This window comes from Bradyrhizobium sp. ORS 375 (assembly GCF_000239775.1).
Taxonomy (GTDB): domain Bacteria; phylum Pseudomonadota; class Alphaproteobacteria; order Rhizobiales; family Xanthobacteraceae; genus Bradyrhizobium.
This window is the reverse complement of the sequence record NZ_CAFI01000285.1, coordinates 1-16,075: the sequence shown is the minus strand read 5'-3', so window position 1 is coordinate 16,075 and position 16,075 is coordinate 1. Positions and strand designations below refer to the sequence as shown.

Below are 16,075 nucleotides of genomic sequence, written 5' to 3'. Positions count from 1 at the left end.
CGCGGCGGCTGCCCGCGCCCGCGCCTCGTCGCGGGCCTGGACGAACATCGACCAGCCGCCGCCGACGATATGCACGCCGACCGGCGTCAGTTCGACGATCCGGTCCATCCGTTCGAGCAGCGCGCGATCATGGCTGGCGACCAGCACGCCGCCGCGCCAATTCTGCACCAGCCGGCCGATCGCGGCACGCCCCTCAGCATCGAGATTGTTGGTGGGCTCGTCGAGAAGCAGCAGATCCGGCGCCTCGATCAGCAGCCGTGCGATGCCGACGCGCGTCCGCTCGCCGCCGCTGAGCGAGTGCATCGCGCGATCGAGCCCCACGCCGGAAAGACCTGCCTCGATCAGCGCCTCGTCGACCCGTTCTGGCAGGCTCCAATCCGCGCGGGCGAGATCCTCGTCGTCTCCATTTCCGGCGGTGATCCGGTCGAGTGTCGCAAGTGCGCCGGACACGCCGAGCGCCTGGTCGACACGCAAGCCGGGATCCCAGTGCTGCGCCAGTGCTCCGAGCGTGCCGGTTCGCGTGACCGTGCCCGCGGTCGGCTCGCACAGCCCCGCGATAATCCGGAGCAAGGTCGATTTGCCCGAGCCGTTGCGGCCGACCAGACCGACGCGTTCAGTGCCGATGGAGAGCGAGAGCTTGTCGAACAGCAGATGATGGTCAGGTGTCGCGGCGGCGACCGCGTCGAGGGTCAGAAAGGAGGGCATGGGAAACCGTGATGGCAGAGGACACAAAGCGGCGGGCAATGTTGGTCCTGCGATCCACGGCACCACTCCTGTTCACGGTACGATGCTCCATATAGGCCGATCGGTCGGCCACGACAACTCGAGCCAACAACGCAAGCATGCGTCGCGCCTGCTGGCCCGCCGGCGACACGCGTGCTAAGCGGCGCGCCATGCCCGCTCCCATCCTCCCTCTCATCGAAGCCGCCGGTCGCTGGCCCGAGCGCGGCGCGCTCGTCGGCCTCGATCTCGGCACCAAGACCATCGGCGTCGCCGTCTCCGATCCCGACCGGAAGCTCGCGACCGGCGTCGAGACCATCCAGCGCAAGGCGTTCAAGGCCGATGCAGCACGGCTGCTCTCGATCTGTTCCGAGCGCAAGGTGGTCGGCTTCGTGCTGGGCTTGCCGATCAACATGGACGGCAGCGAGGGGCCGCGGGCGCAGTCGACCCGCGCCTTTGCGCGCAATCTCGCCGGCCTTACCGATCTGCCGATCGGCCTGTGGGACGAGCGGCTGTCGACGGCGGCGGTCGAACGCGAGCTGATCGGCATGGATGTCAGCCGCGCCAAGCGCGCCGAGGTCATCGACACCCATGCGGCTATCTTCATCCTGCAGGGCGCGCTCGACCGGCTGACGACGCTGCGGCGGTCCGGCCAGTAAGCCCATGAGCGCAGTCGTCGCGGCGCTGGCGCCGGTGTTCCTGCTGATCGTGATCGGCTTCGGCCTGCGCCGCAGCCTGATCCGGCTCGACGCGCATTGGCACGGGCTCGAGCGCCTCACTTATTACGTGCTGTTCCCTGCCTTGCTGCTGCAGAGCCTGGTCAAGGCGGATCTGAGCGCGGTGCCGGTCGCCGGCGTCGGCGGCGCGCTGTTCCTGGCGATGCTGACGATGTCCGCGCTGTGCCTTGCGCTGCGGCCGCTGCTCGCGCGGGCCGGCGTCGACGGCCCGGCCTTCACCTCGATCTTTCAGGGCGCAACGCGCTGGCAGACCTATGTCGCGCTCGGCGTCGCCCGGAGCCTGTTCGGACCGACCGGCCTTGCGGTGGCCTCGGTCGCGATGATCGCCATCATTCCGATGGTCAACATCTTCAGCGTGGCCGTGCTCGCCCACTACGCCTCGCCGGTCCGCCGCTCGATCCGTGAGATCCTCGCCACGATCGTGCGCAATCCGCTGATCTGGGCCTGCGTCGTCGGTCTCGCGCTCAACTTGGTGCACGCGCCGCTGCCGAAGCTCTGGAACGACGCCGCCGACGCACTCGGTCAGGCGTCGCTGCCGATCGGCCTCCTGGTCACCGGCGCCGGCCTGCACTTCGAAGGCCTGCGACGCGCCGGACCGGCCGCCGCGCTCGGCGTCGTGCTCAAGCTCGTGCTGATGCCGATCCTCGCGATCGGGCTCGCCGGATGGTTCGGCGTCACCGGCACGAGCCTCGTGGTTGTCGCGATCTGCGCCGCGGTGCCGACCTCGCCGAGCGCCTATGTGCTGGCCAAGCAGATGGGCGGCGACGCGCCCCTGCTGGCGCAGATCATCTCGCTGCAGACGGTGTTGGCGGCGCTGACCATGCCCCTCGCGATCGCCTGGGCCGGCTGAACGCTCATCGCGTCAGGATTGTCCGCTCGCCAGCCACATCGTCTGTATCGTGGCAGCGAGGTTGTTGAGGCCGTGCAGCACCATGGTCAGATAGAGCGAGTGGGTCCGGTAGCGCAGATAGCCGAACCACACGCCGAGGGAAAACACGTTCAGCAGGGCGAACCAGTCGTACTGCAGATGCAGCACGGTCCAGATCGCCGACGACAGCAGGATCGCCCCGGGCACCCGCAGGAAGGAATCCGACCACCCGCGATAGAGAAAGCCGCGCGCCATCAGCTCCTCCGACACCGGCGCCGCGACGCAGAAGGCGATGATCATCAGCCAGACCACGCCGTCGCCTCTGGCGGTCTTCAGGATGTCCACCATGAAGTTCGACGACGTGTCGCCGCGTCCCGTGAGGTGAGCCGCCAGCTCCCAGCATCCGAGGATCACGACCATGCCGACCACGCCGAAGCCGAAATTCTTCCAGCTGGTCCAGCGCAGGCCCAGATAGTCGACGAATGACATGCGGGTGTGGCGGACGGCGAAATAGATCGGCAGCAGGATCGCCGGCACGCCCATGATCGCGGACAGCGAGACCGTGAGCGACCGGCTCGCGATCTGGACCGCGGCCGTCTGAAGCTCGACCGGACCAGTGAACGCGCCGTCATGGCGCAGCAGCAGATAAACGATCGGCGTCAGCTGACCGATGAAGAAGAGGACGATGATGAGGAGGCCCCACAACGTCGTCCGCCAGAAGCCGAGCGTGCGCGGCTGATGCTGCGCCGGCGCGACCTGCTGCGGCGGCTGGAGCGGATCGAGGGAATCCATGACGGCGGTGTCGGGCGTGTCGGTCAAGGCAGGGCGCGCTCCAGCAAGGCACGGATGGCGGCGGGATCGAGATCGACGGCGCCATACATGCTCGGATGAACGTTGGCGAGACGGGTGGCTGCGAACAGCTCAGCATGAGCGGGCGTCACCGCATTGAGTGCGGCCACAGCGGCCAGCAGGGCCAACTTCTCGACGGCCAGGCGTGCGACACGCTCGCTGTCGCCACGCCGGAAGGCCTGGCTGACACTGGCGACTGCGTCCGCTGCGCCGGGCAGACCGCGCGTCTCCTCGGCCAGAATCTTCAGGACGGCAGTCGCCGCCTCCGCCTCGCGCGACAGCGCGCGCAGCACGTCGAGGCACATCACGTTGCCCGAGCCTTCCCAGATCGCATTGACCGGCGACTCCCGGAAATGGCGCGCGAGGATGCCGTCCTCGACATAGCCATTGCCGCCGAGGCACTCCATCGCCTCGTAGAGGAACGGCGGCGCGCCTTTGCATACCCAATATTTGATCGCAGGCGTCAGCAGCCGCATGTAGGCCGCTTCGCTCGGGTCGCCCAGCGCCCGATCGAAGGCGCGGCACAGCCGCATCACGAGCGCGACCGTGGCCTCGACATGCAGCGCCATGTCGGCCAGCACCGACTGCATCAGCGGCTGGTCGGCGAGATGCTTCTGGAACACGCTGCGATGACGCGCGTGATGCAGCGCATGCGCCAGCCCCGAACGCATCAGGCCGGCGGACGAGATCGCGCAATCCTGCCGCGTGAGCTGCACCATCTGGATGATGGTGCTGATGCCCCTGCCCTCGTCGCCGACGCGCTCGGCGTAAGCGCCGGCGAACTCCACCTCCGACGAGGCATTGGAGCGATTGCCGAGCTTGTCCTTCAGCCTCTGGAAGCGCAGCGCGTTCACCGAGCCGTCGGGCGCAAAGCGCGGCAAGAAGAAACAGGTCAGGCCGCCCTCGGCCTGCGCCAGCACCAGGAAGGCATCGCACATGGGCGCCGACATGAACCATTTGTGGCCGGTGATGCGATAGCCGTCGCTGGTTCGTTCGGCTGTCGTCATGTTGGCGCGGACGTCGGTGCCGCCCTGCTTCTCGGTCATGCCCATGCCGAGCGTCATGCCGCGCTTGCCCCACCACGGCGCAAACGCCGGGTCGTAGTTGCGGGTCCCAATGACGGGCATGGTCCGCGCGAGCAGCTCGGGCTGCGAAGCCAGCGCCGCCACCGAGGCGCGCGTCATCGTGATCGGACAGAGGTGGCCGCTCTCGACCTGCGAGGCGATGTAGAACTTGGCCGCGCGCACCACCTCGGAGCTGCCACCAGCGGGTTTGCCCTGCGCCGTCCACGTCGAATTGTGCAGGCCGGCCTCGATCGAGCGCGCCATCATCTGATGATAGGCCGGATGAAACTCGACGACGTCGCGGCGAAAACCCTTGGCGTCGAAGCTGCGCAGCTTCGGCGTATTCTCGTTGGCGAGCCGGCCCTGCTCCGCCATGTCGGCCGAGCCCCACAACGCGCCGAAGGCGATAAGCTCCTGCTCGGCGTCAGCGCCGCCATTCGCCCTGACGGCGTCCATCAACGGCCGGTCGGCCTTGAGCAGGTTCACGTCCTCGAACGGCGGCGACTGGTTGAAGACCTCGTGGGTCTCGAACGAAGGCTGGGTCATGGCCGTACCCTGTGCAAGCAGATCATCGGCGCGGCCGAATGGGAAAAACATAGGTGGTCGCGCCGGCGCCCGGCAGCGAAAAGTGCCACCACTCCTTGGCATAGTTCACAAACCCTTGCCGCGCCATGGCGGCCACCAACTCGGCGCGCCAGCGGCGCTGCTCGGGCGTCAGGTCTTGAGCTGCGGTATGCGCCTTCACATCCGAACAATCGTAGCCGGTTCCCATGTCGACGCTGCCCTCCGGCGCGCGCAGCGCCGCCGGCGCCGTGCAGTCCGCATAGTCTTTGGCGGGATCGAACACCGCGGAATTTTCGGCCGAGAGTTCGACCAGCGTCAGGTCAAGCGCCGCACCGGTCGAATGGCTCGAACGCAGCGCGATATAACCGAGACGAAACAAGTCCTGCTTCGCGACGCGCGGAGCATAGCGGCGATCGGCCGTCGTCTCGAGGCCGTCCTGCGACCAAGCCAGCATCTCCGCCACCGCACGCACCGGCCGGTAGCAGTCGAGCATCTTCAGCGACAGGCCTCGCGCCCGCAGCTCGACTTGAATGGCCTGCAGTCGCCGCGCGATGTCACGCTTCACGACGCATTCCGCCGCCTCGTAGCCTGGCAAGGGTCGGCCGACGAAATTGTTGCTGCCGGCATAACGAATGTCTTGGAGGATCGTCGGGTCGACGTCGCGGAGATAGACGAAGTCGAACGGCAATGCGGCCGCACAGGCCGGCACGATCGCCGCCAACAGGATCAGGGCATATCGGAGCGGACCTCCTCCGGCGCGGGCCGGCCACACCCTGGTTTTGAGTCCCCGGAGAGGCTTGAAGTACCGAACGGGGGATAACTCGGAACCCCGGCTTTCGGCCTTGCCCCCCACCGAAACCACCCCTATAGCTCTGGCTTTAATGGCAACCTCTCCGAAATCGACGTTCGTCCTCGGGCACCGGCATTTGCTGGGAATCGAGGGCCTTTCCGCCCACGACATCACCGGTCTCCTCGATCTGTCCGAGGAGTATGTCGAGCTGAACCGTCAGGTCGACAAGAAGCGCACCGTGCTGCGCGGCCGGACCCAGGTCAACCTGTTCTTCGAGGCCTCGACGCGGACGCAATCCTCGTTCGAGCTTGCCGGCAAGCGGCTCGGCGCCGACGTCATGAACATGTCGGTGTCGTCCTCGTCCATCAAGAAGGGCGAGACCCTGATCGATACCGCGGTCACGCTCAATGCGATGCACCCGGACATTCTGGTGGTCCGCCACCACGCCTCCGGCGCGGTCGAGCTGCTCGCCCGCAAGGTCGACGGCTCCGTGATCAATGCCGGCGATGGCGCACACGAGCATCCGACCCAGGCGCTGCTCGACGCGCTGACCATTCGCCGCAACAAGGGCCGCATCGAGGGGCTGGTCATCGCGATCTGCGGCGACGTGCTGCATTCGCGCGTGGCCCGTTCCAACATCCTCCTGCTCAACACGATGGGCGCCCGCGTCCGCGTCGTCGCGCCCTCCACGCTGCTGCCGCCGGGCATCGAGCGAATGGGCGTCGAGGTCGCGCGGGACATGCGCGAGGGCCTCAACGGCGCCGACATCGTGATGATGCTCCGCCTGCAGCGCGAGCGCATGAACGGCTCCTTCGTGCCGTCCTCGTCGGAGTACTTCCAGTATTTCGGCCTCGACCAGAAGAAGCTCGCCTACGCCAAGCCCGATGCGCTCGTCATGCATCCGGGGCCGATGAACCGCGGCGTCGAGATCGACTCCATCGTCGCCGACGGCGCGCAGTCGCTGATCCGGGAACAGGTCGAAATGGGTGTCGCCGTGCGCATGGCCGTGCTCGAGGCGCTGGCCCGCAACCTGCCCAATGCTTGAATTGAGACCTCGGGACGAAACGACATGCTGACCGATCGCCGCCCGATCCTGCTCGCCAACGCGCGCGTCATCGATCCCTCCCGCGACATCGACGGTCCCGGTGACGTGCTGATCGCCGACGGCGTGATCCGCGACCTCAAGCGCGGCATCGGCGCCGCCGGCGTGCCGGAAGGAACCGACGTCGTCAACTGCGCCGGCAAGATCGTCGCGCCGGGCCTGATCGACATCTGCGCCTTCGTCGGCGAGCCGGGGCTCGGCCATCGCGAGACGTTTGCGACCGCGAGCCAGGCCGCCGCGACTGGCGGCATCACCACCATCATCTGCCAGCCCGGCACCGAGCCGGTCATCGACAACTCCGCCACCGTCGACTTCGTGCTGCGCCGCTCGCGCGACACCGCGATCGTCAACATCCAGCCGATGGCGGCGCTGACCAAGGGCCTGCGCGGCGAGGAGATGACCGAGATCGGGCTACTCCGCGCCGCCGGCGCGGTTGCCTTCTCCAATGGTCACACCAGCGTGATGAACGCGCAGGTGATGCGCCGCGCGCTGACCTACGCGCGCGATTTCGACGCGCTCATCGTGCATCACACCGAGGATCCCAATCTCGTCGGCGAAGGCGTGATGAACGAAGGCGAGTTCGCTTCGCGCCTCGGTCTCTCCGGCATTCCGCCGGCAGCCGAAGCCGTGGTGCTCGAGCGCGACATGCGCCTCGTCGCCCTCACCAAGGGCCGCTACCACGCGGCGGCGCTGAGCTCGGTCGACTCGCTCGACGTTCTCAAGCGCGCGCGCGACGCCGGCCTGTCGGTGAGCGCCTCGGTCTCGATCAACCATGTCACGCTCAACGAGAACGACATCGGTCCCTACCGCACTTTCCTCAAGCTGACGCCGCCGCTGCGCACCGAGGTCGACCGCCGCGCACTGGTCGAGGCGCTGGCCTCGGGGCTGATCGACGTGATCATGTCCGACCACAATCCGCAGGACGTCGAGGTCAAGCGGCTGCCGTTCGCGGAAGCCGCCAGCGGCGCCGTCGGTCTGGAGACGATGCTCGCAGCCTCGCTGCGGCTGGTGCACAGCGGCGAACTGAGCTGGACCACCTTGATCCGGGCGATGTCCACACGGCCTGCGGAACTGCTCGGCCTGCCCGGCGGCACGCTGCGCGCGGGCGCGCCGGCTGATATCATTGTGATTGATCCGGACGTGCCCTGGATCCTCGATCCGGCCGATCTGAAATCACTGTGCAAGAACACCCCGTTCGATGAGGCCCGCTTCACCGGCCGCGTGGTCCGCACCATCGTCGGCGGCCGCACCGTGTTCGAACATGTCTGAGCCGCGCCAGAGCGTGGAAGGAGTTGCGTGATGGGATCCGAAGCCATGCTGCCGGTCGCGCTGTTGATCGGCTATCTCCTGGGTTCCATTCCATTCGGCCTGATCCTGACCAAGCTCGCCGGCACGCAGGATCTGCGCAGCATCGGCTCCGGCAACATCGGTGCCACCAACGTGCTGCGCACCGGCCGCAAGGGCCTTGCCGCCGCCACCTTGCTGGGCGACGCGCTGAAGGGCACGGCGGCCGTGATCATCGCCGGTTATCTCGGCGGCCCGAACGCGGCGATGCTTGCCGGCCTCGGCGCGTTCCTCGGGCACTTGTTCCCGGTGTGGCTGAAATTCCGCGGCGGCAAGGGCGTGGCGGTCTATATTGGTATTCTGATCGGCCTGCTCTGGCCCTACGCGATCTTCTTCTGCCTCGTCTGGCTCGCGACCGCGTTCGCGTTCCGCTACTCATCACTTGCCGCGCTCGTCGCGAGCGTGCTGACTCCGATCGTGTTGTGGGCTTTCGGCCACACCGCACTGGCCGCCTTGTTCGCCCTGCTCACGCTGTTGCTCATTTACATGCATCGCGAAAACATCAGGCGATTGCAGGCCGGCACTGAGAGCAAGATCGGCGCGAAGAAGTAATCACTCCGGACAAATACGGAGAATACGTGTCGGCCACTGGGCTGAGAGCGGCAGCGCCGCAACACCGCCACAGGTTTAACTAATAAGTTAACGCCGGACTCTGGTGTGAATCATGATTGCCTGTCATGATTCCGGCATCTGATTACGCAAGACCAATTCGAGTGCTTCGTCGCCACGGCGGTGAACGCCCTGATGAGGAGACGGCGCAGCAAATGTCCATACCGGTCCGTTCGAGCGCCAGCGTGCTTCTGTCCGCGGCTCAAATCTGGTCGACGGAAGATCCGTTCGGCTCCGTCACCGACGCCGCCGAACCGACCCCCACCCAGGCGAGCGAGCCGGTCGAGGCCGACGAGCCGGTCGCCGAAAGCGCGCTGACGCCCTCTTCCTCGGACACTTTGCCGGACGAAGCCGTTGCGCCCCGCGAAGCCGTTGCGCCCCACGAATTCATCGCAGTCGTCGAAACGAGCATCACCGCGACTGAGGTCGCCGAGCCGAAGCCCGCCGACACGGCGGAGCGTTCGCTCGCCGAAACCATCGCCAGCGCCACCCTGCCGCCGCCACCGCGGATCTGGCCGCCGCGCAAGCTGTCGCTGGCGCTGCAGGGCGGCGGAACCTTCTCCGCCTTCACCTGGGGCGTGCTGGACCGCTTGCTCGAGGAGCCGGCCTGCGATTTCGACACGATCAGCGGCGCCAGCGCCGGCGCAATCAACGCCGCGCTGCTCGCCAGCGGCCTCGCTCATGGCGGCCGCGACGAGGCACGCAACCGGCTGGCGCTGTTCTGGACCCGGCTGATGGAAGAGGCGTCCTTCCGCTCGCTGATGGTCATCGGCGCCTTTTCGCCCGCGAGCAGCGCGGTGTCGTTCGGATCCGGCCTGCGCGGCGGACGCGCCGACCCGCTCGATCTCGACCCCTTGCGCGAGATGCTCGCCGAGACGATCGATTTCGAGGCCCTGCACAGCCCGAGCGCACCTCGTCTGCTGCTGGCTGCGACCCGCACCCGTGACGGCCGTCCGCAGCTGTTCCGTAACACCGAGATCACGCCGGACGTGCTGCTCGCCTCCACCTGCCCGGCTCAGCTGAACGCGGCGGTCGACATCGATGGCGAGGCCTATTGGGATGGCGGCTACGTCGCCAATCCGCCGCTGATCCAGATCGCGCACGACTCCAGCGCCGCCGATCTGCTGGTGGTGCAGGTCACGCCGGCCTGCGACGGCTATGTGCCCCTCACCTCGGCGGCGATCGATCGCCGCCTGGACCAGGTTTCGGCCAATGCCGTGCTCAATGCCGAGCTCGCGGCGCTCGAATGGGCCCGCAGCGACGGCCTGCATCCGCCGCGGGTGCATCGGCTGACTGCAGAGGACGAGATCGAGGCCCTGGCACAGCGCGACGCCACCGACCTCGGCAGCGACTTCATCGCCACCCTGCACCAGCGCGGGCGTGACGCGGCCGACCGCTGGCTGCGACACGCGCCGGCCGGCACCGTGCCGACCGTCCAGGACGAGCAGCCGGTTACCTCGCCGGCGGATGCGCGCGAAGTTGCGCTGACGTAGCGCGCCCTCTTCCCTGCGCCCTCGGGTTGTTCCATGCTGGCCCCTCTGCGAGGGGGCTTTGCGTGGACGCCATCAATCCGACCATCGAGCTGAGCGCAACCGAGCGGCGCGACCGGCTGCGCCTGATCCGCTCCGATAATGTCGGGCCGCGCACGTGTGAGTCCGCAGCCCTAGACCTTCTTAAACGAAAATACTGTAGCCAATATCCTTGCACGCAATTTGTTTTTTTGCACATGCGGGCTGTGGTACTAATGTAAAATACTTTCGGCCCGGCTGCCATATCTGCGAAGCGGACGTGTTGAATGCCAGAGAAGCATCTGATGAAGAAATACGATGTAACAATACACGACCCGAAAGAAGAGATTCTTCCGAAGTTGGCAGAATCGCTGAAAGGCAAGTCCCTTCTTTGCCTATTTCCAGCTGGGAATAGCCGATACTTGAACGTGGAGTATTTTGCTCCAAATGATCCGATCCTGACTGCAGACTCGATGAAGAGCGACAGGAGCTCAAAGACCGCGTTTCTTCAGTCAGCTCCAACCGCGATCGTCATGGTCACGGATCTGCGAGCTCTGTCGATTTTTACGACGGCACTTTCCATGCTGCTCAAGAACAAGCTCCTGCACTTGCATGCCGCGACGCAGTTTCCGGCCCAAGTTCTTACGCAAACTGCCACTCACGAAGAGCAACAGGCAATCCGGAACGCTCTTGCTGAAAATCGGCTCGTCATCGACGATCACATCCATATCTCCCGCGTTATCGAGCAGCTAGGCGGTTAATAGCTAGATGGACCCGGAACGCCGAACAAGGTCTCCCAACTCATAGATTCGCTCTGCGTTTCCACCTGAGACACGATTATCCGCGCACATTCGATTCCCACTCCAATCGCGGAGTCAATATTGAGCCCGCGGTGGATAGCGGCAATAACACCCGCCGAAAATGCGTCCCCTCCACCCACTGGGTTGATTACAGCGACGTTTGGAGGTGCATACTGGCGCATCGCCCCGTTGCGAAACACGCTTATAGGACCCGCCCCATCGGTAATTATCCATATGCAACTGGACCGAGCACTGAGCTGAATAACTGGAACAGTTGCTTCCAGCCAGTTCGCTTCTTTGCGATTGAGAATTACGGCCGAAAATGGAACAGCCAAGAAGACGTCAACGGCTGTCAACCCGCTAGCCAAAGTCGAACCCGGAACGCCGAAGATAGGCCCGCTCAGTTTGGAAATCGAAGCTCCGGAAATTGGAAAATCAACAAACACTGTAGACGACGCTAGCCGGAGAGCAGCCGGGACATCAACCTCGGCAAGCGCGCGGAAGCCATCATTTCCGTTCGCCCAGCTAAACGCTGATGAGCGCAAAGACATCTGACAACGGGGCAACTCTCCGTTCACGTGCTTTGCGAGCGAAATATCCACGCCTAAGTTCTCAAGGTAAGCCTCGTACTTTGCGCTAAACTCGTCGCACCCAAAGGCCGTAACTAGAGAGACATCGAGACCCAATCTCTTCAGGTGAACACTTATATTAGCACCGGGACCACCAAACGAAGCTGGCCCCTCCTCCCACTGGTCCCAGATTGCCCGGCCAAATACAGCTACCTTGCTCAATTTTTCCTCGCCAAAACCAGAGATCCTCTCCATTCTCGCGGGACCCGATCATCAGGAAACCGGCGCGCGAGTTCTAGCATCCGAACATTGTGAAACTCCGATCTCTGCGCTTCCGACAGCTTCAACCAAGTTGTGGGCCCACGGCCCTGTTCAACTAGCCTTCGAGAGTTCTCCAGAGCCGAATACACGCTTGTGAACTGTCCGGCCTTTCTAAACATTGGCAAGCATCGCTCGACAACAAAGCCAGCAACCGAAAGAGCTGACGAAGTAAATTTCCATTCAGAATACATTTCCAACGCTATTCTACCTAAAGGAGGATAGAGCTGGTGATCAAAATGGGTTAGTACATCTTCATGAAAAGACGTTTCAATCAGGAGCGCACCGCTCGGGCGAATAATGTCATACAAGCCCTGAAACGACGTGACATAGTCTGACTTAGAAATGTGATGGAGCACATAACGCATCAGCACGTATTCAAATGCCCCGCTCTTGAACGGCAAGCTGGAAATCCTAGCATTGACGATCGGCATTTCACCATTGTTGTTTTTGTCAGACAGACGAAGAGCCTCCGCTGATCGATCCATACCGATCACATCGAGACCCGCTCTTCGCAAATTTCTTGCGTACTTGCCTCCACCGCAACCACAGTCAAGCAGGCGACTGCCAGGAGATACTCCCAGGGCTATCAACTGATGAACCCATCCCTGCTCTGGCTCCTTCTCTAGCCAATTGTCCACGCTGGCATCATAATCGGGCGCTGACATCATGTGCTCTTACCGCCTGTAGGTTCGGATCATCTTCTGGCGCGGCCGTCATAGAAACACATATCACTTCAGCGGCGCCGATTGACTTAAGCAAACTTCCACAGGCCTCCATTGTCGCGCCGCTGGTAACGACATCATCAACCAGCAGAACGCACTTGGAAGATATGGAGTCGGAGCCCGCTGCAAACATCTTCTTTGTCTGTTCTCGTCGCTCGCTCCACGGCATCTCCTTAGTTTCTATTGACTGAATTCGACGCAGCAGCTGCAAATTCACTGAAACAGGAACATTCGCCGATACCAACTTGCGCGCTAGCTCAACAGCCAGCCTATCAGCAACGCTCGTTCGGCTGGGGACCGAAGTTACGATGATATCCAGATCAGTCGCTAGAAGGCGATCAACCAGACCACCCGGCAGCACTGACCACGCGAATGAAGCGAGGGCAGACTGAGCTACCTCATTGTCCCGACCACCAGGCATCTTTGCCCACTTCAACGCAATGGCGATCGGCCCTCTGCGAGAATATAGCCAGCAAACAAAAAGACCATCGATTTGCCCCCGTGAGACGAGCCCACGCCGAAACCGAAGGGTAACTGCACAGGAGGGAAAAGGAATGACGTTGATCTCTCCCGCTAGCGCGCAAATGATCCGATCAAATCCTTCGGCAGTGCGCATAAAGCGATTGAATGACTGCAGACCCCGCTCTGATGTAACAATCGCCCCGCCTAGGTCCTGGCAGAATCGCACAATTCCTGTACTGTTAAGCGAGATAAAATTGCTGTCATCCATGCAGTATAAGGACAATTGAGCAATGTTTTCGTCCCCTGCCGGCCCGCGCTGAGGCGGCAGACTTGTGGTCCCATTCGAGCCGGCGGTGAAGCAGTCTATTGCTGGGCTGAATGTGATTTCCGCAATTGGCCAGCCCGACGGCCATTTCACGTCCTTCGGAAAGAATGCTAAAAGCCTTCCCCGCGCTCCCGTGCCCCTCATCCGACCGCCCCCCTGGGAGCTAAAGATTCTATCCTCACAACCTTAGCGTTCAACTTCTACACAGACAATCAACGGGCCGCAAATGTCTAGTGCTACGCCACCCACTCGAAATATTGTTTGCGACAAAGAAGCGGTCCTGTTCTTTGCTGAAGCAATTCCTTCTCACATTGAAGTCAGCATGAATTACCTCCACAACACCATCAATTGGTCTATCACTGTGTTTGCGGGAGGAGTTGGCGCCATTGTAATAAACGAAAAGTTCCCCAATATTAACACAGAGATTCTGACCTCTATTTTACTTCTTACTCTCGCTCACCTTTTTATCCGAACTAGCAAGGCATACTTGAACGTGATGAGATTTACATCTCTGGACAAGCTAATAATTAGAAACACCTCGCTTGGACACCCAGAGCAGTGTTTCTCTGCAATCGACCGCTATTACTTAAACTGGGCGTCACCCCTCCCCGTTCACACAGTCGTGGTGAAGGTATTATTTGAGCTTGGCTTTTTTTACATGTGGGTAGCGCTAACGGGTATATTCATCTACGCAGCAATTAAGACCCAAGGCGAATACTGGTACCTTATAATTGCGTCTCACGTTGGCGCACTCTTGGAGTTCTACTTCGGCCTTGTAAAGTCGCCATATTTCACGACCGTCGATCCGTTCGATATTGCTGTTACTCAAAGATAGGATTTACCTCAGCCTAAATGCCAAGAAAGCTAGGCGGAACAAAGCCATAGTTCTGCAGCCGGGCTCTGTAGTTCTGGCTACACACCTCGAGCTCTGCTGGTGAGATCTCAATAGATTTCCAATAGGTCTCGGGATGCCGAAGGAAGTTCAACAATACGTGGGTAGCCTCCGCATATGATGAGACCAGGTGGACAACGTTCTTCATCCATCTAGGCCCGAGCGGAGTTCGCGAGACGTCGATCGATCTACCTGTGGGGTAGGTAAACTGCGAGATGCAGGAAATATTCTCGATATGCTCCTTGAGTCGCGACCACAGATGTTGCGACGTTGTCAGTGGCGTACCACGGTCATACCGAAACACTTTACTTGCGCTCTCATCGACCAAAACAACCGGCGCAGGAAAGCTCTCAAGCAATTTGTAGCTTGACAGCGTGATGGCGACTTCCTCTAAGGTCCCATATCCACCGATATTAAAGATTTTCAAGAGACCAAGTTGATCCATGATTTTTTGTCTGTAGGCTCGTTCTTCACTCCAGAAGTCCAACGCCAAATCAGCTTCAAAATTCGGAATCTCTCCAATTTTCTCTAGATCTATCCCGACGCCGACCGATGCGATAGATAGCTTACGCGCCAGCCGATCTGAAAGTCCCATGTATCCGGCGCCCTTACCATGCATGACGCCCAGATGTTCTTGGCCGACAAACTCTCTTAGCTTTAGGAAAAGAACTTCTACTTCTTTCTCGCTATGTGGGAGGAGTTCGTCGCGAGCCCACCCATACATGTTGACAAACGTCGTGATACGGCCAGCCCGCCGTCTAGCCTCAGGTAAACACCAAAAGCCGTTAGAGAAAACTCTTGCTTGAAGTTCCCGGGACGGCAATTCAATAAGCTGAACAAAGTTCACCCCAGTACGGGACAGTTCATGGATGGCCTGATGTAAATAGCCGTCCATGAATATCTTCGCACTTATTTGAGTCCCATACCTCGCATTCTGCATTAGTTCTCTGAAGACAAAGGTTCTGACGCCCTGGTCTCTCAGCCAAAAAAGGTTGGCAGTGTTCGGAAGGTCGTTTGACACGAACATCAAATCTTCTAGCGACTCAAGCCCGAAGCAGTTTGCCGCTTTCAGCAGGATGGACTCATCACCCTGCTCCTTGGAGCGATCGAGGATCAGCGCTCGGATCCCCTCTCTGTCGAGAGAGACCTCGCCACTCCAAGGCACTAGCTGCCTGCCCAAACGTCCGATCAAGTTTGCAGAGGCTTTACCTTGACACGGTAAGGCAGAGACACTCTCGAACAATAGAGCGTCGATTTCTTGTGCAGCGTTCAAATTTCAGTACCTCGGCTCATAGGTCAGGCATCTTGCAACAGAGCCTCCTATCCTGCTTCCAGAATAGACGCACTCGATGTCGGTTTCCAATGATCAATACATCAAATCGCCGAGGCCGCGAATGCCAGGGCTTTCGAGAGCCATAGCGTCGACAATTGGCCGCTTTCTGAGCCCCAGTGTCGACCCCTGAGTAAACGTCGGTAAAATGGCCGCCGATATGCCCCTCAGCTGAGCCTGCGTTTGCTCCGCAGCCGCAGGTGCTCCTCGGCTTCCAGATTGGCCATGCGCAGCAGGTAATCGAGCATGTCGAGATTATGCCGCTGCGCAAGCTGGGACAGGCTCGCCGTCACCTCGGCGATCAGCGCCGCAGCGGCATCGGGATCCTGCACCGACTCTTCTATATCCGGGCCGCGTTTGTCCGCTTCCTTGGCCAATCCAACCTATCCCATGACGGGTATCCGAGGAAAACATCGGAAAAAGAGCACGGTTCCAATGGCGCTCCCCACAACCTGATAGGTACTTCGCCAGGGGGACGCAATCGACTTTCGGCGCCGCC

17 protein-coding genes and 1 pseudogene are annotated in these 16,075 nt (G+C 61.8%); 9 read left to right on the top strand and 9 right to left on the bottom strand.

What is annotated here, in order from left to right; translation table 11 throughout:
* Positions 1-705: ATP-binding cassette domain-containing protein (locus BRAO375_RS20550; protein WP_035641482.1), on the bottom strand; the 705-nt coding region annotated here is incomplete at its 3' end.
* Positions 706-893: 188 nt separating this feature from the next.
* On the opposite strand from BRAO375_RS20550, the gene ruvX reads away from it, so the two are divergent.
* Both ruvX and BRAO375_RS20540 read left to right on the top strand, forming a co-directional pair.
* On the top strand, positions 894-1,379 hold the full coding sequence (gene ruvX, locus BRAO375_RS20545; protein WP_009029367.1) for a Holliday junction resolvase RuvX: 486 nt from the start codon (positions 894-896) through the stop codon (positions 1,377-1,379).
* 4 nt (positions 1,380-1,383) lie between these two features.
* Positions 1,384-2,307, top strand: coding sequence for an AEC family transporter (locus BRAO375_RS20540; RefSeq protein WP_009029366.1), 924 nt, complete (start codon positions 1,384-1,386; stop codon positions 2,305-2,307).
* A 12-nt stretch (positions 2,308-2,319) separates the two neighbouring features.
* Here the strand turns inward: BRAO375_RS20540 and BRAO375_RS20535 are convergent, their stop codons facing one another.
* From BRAO375_RS20535 to BRAO375_RS20525, 3 genes are read right to left on the bottom strand one after another with little or no spacing between them, the layout of a single operon-like run.
* Complete coding sequence (locus BRAO375_RS20535) at positions 2,320-3,144, bottom strand: CPBP family intramembrane glutamic endopeptidase (RefSeq protein ID WP_009029365.1); 825 nt, start codon at positions 3,142-3,144, stop codon at positions 2,320-2,322.
* Entirely contained in the window at positions 3,141-4,784 is a 1,644-nt protein-coding gene (locus tag BRAO375_RS20530) for an acyl-CoA dehydrogenase family protein (RefSeq protein ID WP_009029364.1), read from the bottom strand. Before BRAO375_RS20530 ends, BRAO375_RS20535 begins: the two co-directional genes overlap by 4 nt.
* Positions 4,785-4,806: 22 nt before the next feature.
* Positions 4,807-5,532 (bottom strand): M15 family metallopeptidase, encoded by a 726-nt coding sequence (locus BRAO375_RS20525; protein ID WP_035641485.1) that lies wholly within the window; start codon positions 5,530-5,532, stop codon positions 4,807-4,809.
* A gap of 151 nt (positions 5,533-5,683) precedes the next feature.
* Here BRAO375_RS20525 and BRAO375_RS20520 point away from each other — a divergent pair, with 151 nt between their 5' ends.
* The 6 genes and pseudogenes from BRAO375_RS20520 (at position 5,684) to BRAO375_RS20500 (ending at position 10,916) form a co-directional block, all read left to right on the top strand.
* Complete coding sequence (locus BRAO375_RS20520; protein ID WP_008964907.1) at positions 5,684-6,637, top strand: aspartate carbamoyltransferase catalytic subunit; 954 nt, start codon at positions 5,684-5,686, stop codon at positions 6,635-6,637.
* A 24-nt stretch (positions 6,638-6,661) separates the two neighbouring features.
* Positions 6,662-7,963: a dihydroorotase gene (locus BRAO375_RS20515; protein ID WP_009029362.1), complete on the top strand. Its 1,302-nt coding sequence runs from the start codon at positions 6,662-6,664 to the stop codon at positions 7,961-7,963.
* Between the two features lie 30 nt (positions 7,964-7,993).
* A complete protein-coding gene (plsY, locus tag BRAO375_RS20510) occupies positions 7,994-8,590 on the top strand; it encodes a glycerol-3-phosphate 1-O-acyltransferase PlsY (RefSeq protein ID WP_009029361.1) in 597 nt (198 codons plus the stop codon).
* 212 nt (positions 8,591-8,802) lie between these two features.
* The gene (locus BRAO375_RS20505; protein ID WP_009029360.1) at positions 8,803-10,140 is read left to right on the top strand and encodes a patatin-like phospholipase family protein; all 1,338 of its coding nucleotides are present in this window, start codon (positions 8,803-8,805) and stop codon (positions 10,138-10,140) included.
* 62 nt (positions 10,141-10,202) lie between these two features.
* Positions 10,203-10,304 (top strand): annotated as a pseudogene (locus tag BRAO375_RS38965) (hypothetical protein); the annotation flags it as partial.
* A gap of 156 nt (positions 10,305-10,460) precedes the next feature.
* Positions 10,461-10,916, top strand: a complete 456-nt coding sequence (locus BRAO375_RS20500; RefSeq protein ID WP_139031428.1) for a hypothetical protein — start codon at positions 10,461-10,463, stop codon at positions 10,914-10,916.
* On the opposite strand, the gene BRAO375_RS36435 is transcribed toward BRAO375_RS20500, so the two are convergent.
* The 3 genes from BRAO375_RS36435 to BRAO375_RS36425 are packed head-to-tail and all read right to left on the bottom strand — an operon-like array spanning position 10,913 to position 13,297.
* A complete protein-coding gene (locus BRAO375_RS36435; RefSeq protein ID WP_083842507.1) occupies positions 10,913-11,779 on the bottom strand; it encodes a carbohydrate kinase family protein in 867 nt (288 codons plus the stop codon). The genes BRAO375_RS20500 and BRAO375_RS36435 overlap by 4 nt on opposite strands.
* The gene (locus tag BRAO375_RS36430) at positions 11,743-12,510 is read right to left on the bottom strand and encodes a class I SAM-dependent methyltransferase (RefSeq protein ID WP_175345347.1); all 768 of its coding nucleotides are present in this window, start codon (positions 12,508-12,510) and stop codon (positions 11,743-11,745) included. The genes BRAO375_RS36435 and BRAO375_RS36430 overlap by 37 nt, the downstream gene beginning before the upstream one ends.
* Complete coding sequence (locus tag BRAO375_RS36425) at positions 12,491-13,297, bottom strand: ComF family protein (protein WP_175345346.1); 807 nt, start codon at positions 13,295-13,297, stop codon at positions 12,491-12,493. The genes BRAO375_RS36430 and BRAO375_RS36425 overlap by 20 nt, the downstream gene beginning before the upstream one ends.
* Before the next feature lie 283 nt (positions 13,298-13,580).
* Here BRAO375_RS36425 and BRAO375_RS20495 point away from each other — a divergent pair, with 283 nt between their 5' ends.
* Positions 13,581-14,189 (top strand): hypothetical protein, encoded by a 609-nt coding sequence (locus BRAO375_RS20495; RefSeq protein WP_009029356.1) that lies wholly within the window; start codon positions 13,581-13,583, stop codon positions 14,187-14,189.
* A 13-nt stretch (positions 14,190-14,202) separates the two neighbouring features.
* Here the strand turns inward: BRAO375_RS20495 and BRAO375_RS20490 are convergent, their stop codons facing one another.
* Positions 14,203-15,519: a hypothetical protein gene (locus tag BRAO375_RS20490; protein WP_009029355.1), complete on the bottom strand. Its 1,317-nt coding sequence runs from the start codon at positions 15,517-15,519 to the stop codon at positions 14,203-14,205.
* 224 nt (positions 15,520-15,743) lie between these two features.
* Positions 15,744-15,953 (bottom strand): hypothetical protein, encoded by a 210-nt coding sequence (locus BRAO375_RS20485; RefSeq protein WP_035641475.1) that lies wholly within the window; start codon positions 15,951-15,953, stop codon positions 15,744-15,746.
* Positions 15,954-16,075 lie beyond the last annotated feature (122 nt).

Coding starts and splice junctions, on each gene's coding strand:
- BRAO375_RS36430 (WP_175345347.1), bottom strand. CDS start 12,510: ATGTCAGCGCCCGATTATGATGCCAGCGTGGACAATTGGCTAGAGAAG.
- BRAO375_RS20540 (WP_009029366.1), top strand. CDS start 1,384: ATGAGCGCAGTCGTCGCGGCGCTGGCGCCGGTGTTCCTGCTGATCGTG.
- BRAO375_RS20530 (WP_009029364.1), bottom strand. CDS start 4,784: ATGACCCAGCCTTCGTTCGAGACCCACGAGGTCTTCAACCAGTCGCCG.
- BRAO375_RS36425 (WP_175345346.1), bottom strand. CDS start 13,297: ATGGATGACAGCAATTTTATCTCGCTTAACAGTACAGGAATTGTGCGA.
- plsY (WP_009029361.1), top strand. CDS start 7,994: ATGGGATCCGAAGCCATGCTGCCGGTCGCGCTGTTGATCGGCTATCTC.
- BRAO375_RS20495 (WP_009029356.1), top strand. CDS start 13,581: ATGTCTAGTGCTACGCCACCCACTCGAAATATTGTTTGCGACAAAGAA.
- BRAO375_RS20520 (WP_008964907.1), top strand. CDS start 5,684: ATGGCAACCTCTCCGAAATCGACGTTCGTCCTCGGGCACCGGCATTTG.
- BRAO375_RS20500 (WP_139031428.1), top strand. CDS start 10,461: ATGAAGAAATACGATGTAACAATACACGACCCGAAAGAAGAGATTCTT.
- ruvX (WP_009029367.1), top strand. CDS start 894: ATGCCCGCTCCCATCCTCCCTCTCATCGAAGCCGCCGGTCGCTGGCCC.
- BRAO375_RS20515 (WP_009029362.1), top strand. CDS start 6,662: ATGCTGACCGATCGCCGCCCGATCCTGCTCGCCAACGCGCGCGTCATC.
- BRAO375_RS36435 (WP_083842507.1), bottom strand. CDS start 11,779: ATGGAGAGGATCTCTGGTTTTGGCGAGGAAAAATTGAGCAAGGTAGCT.
- BRAO375_RS20505 (WP_009029360.1), top strand. CDS start 8,803: ATGTCCATACCGGTCCGTTCGAGCGCCAGCGTGCTTCTGTCCGCGGCT.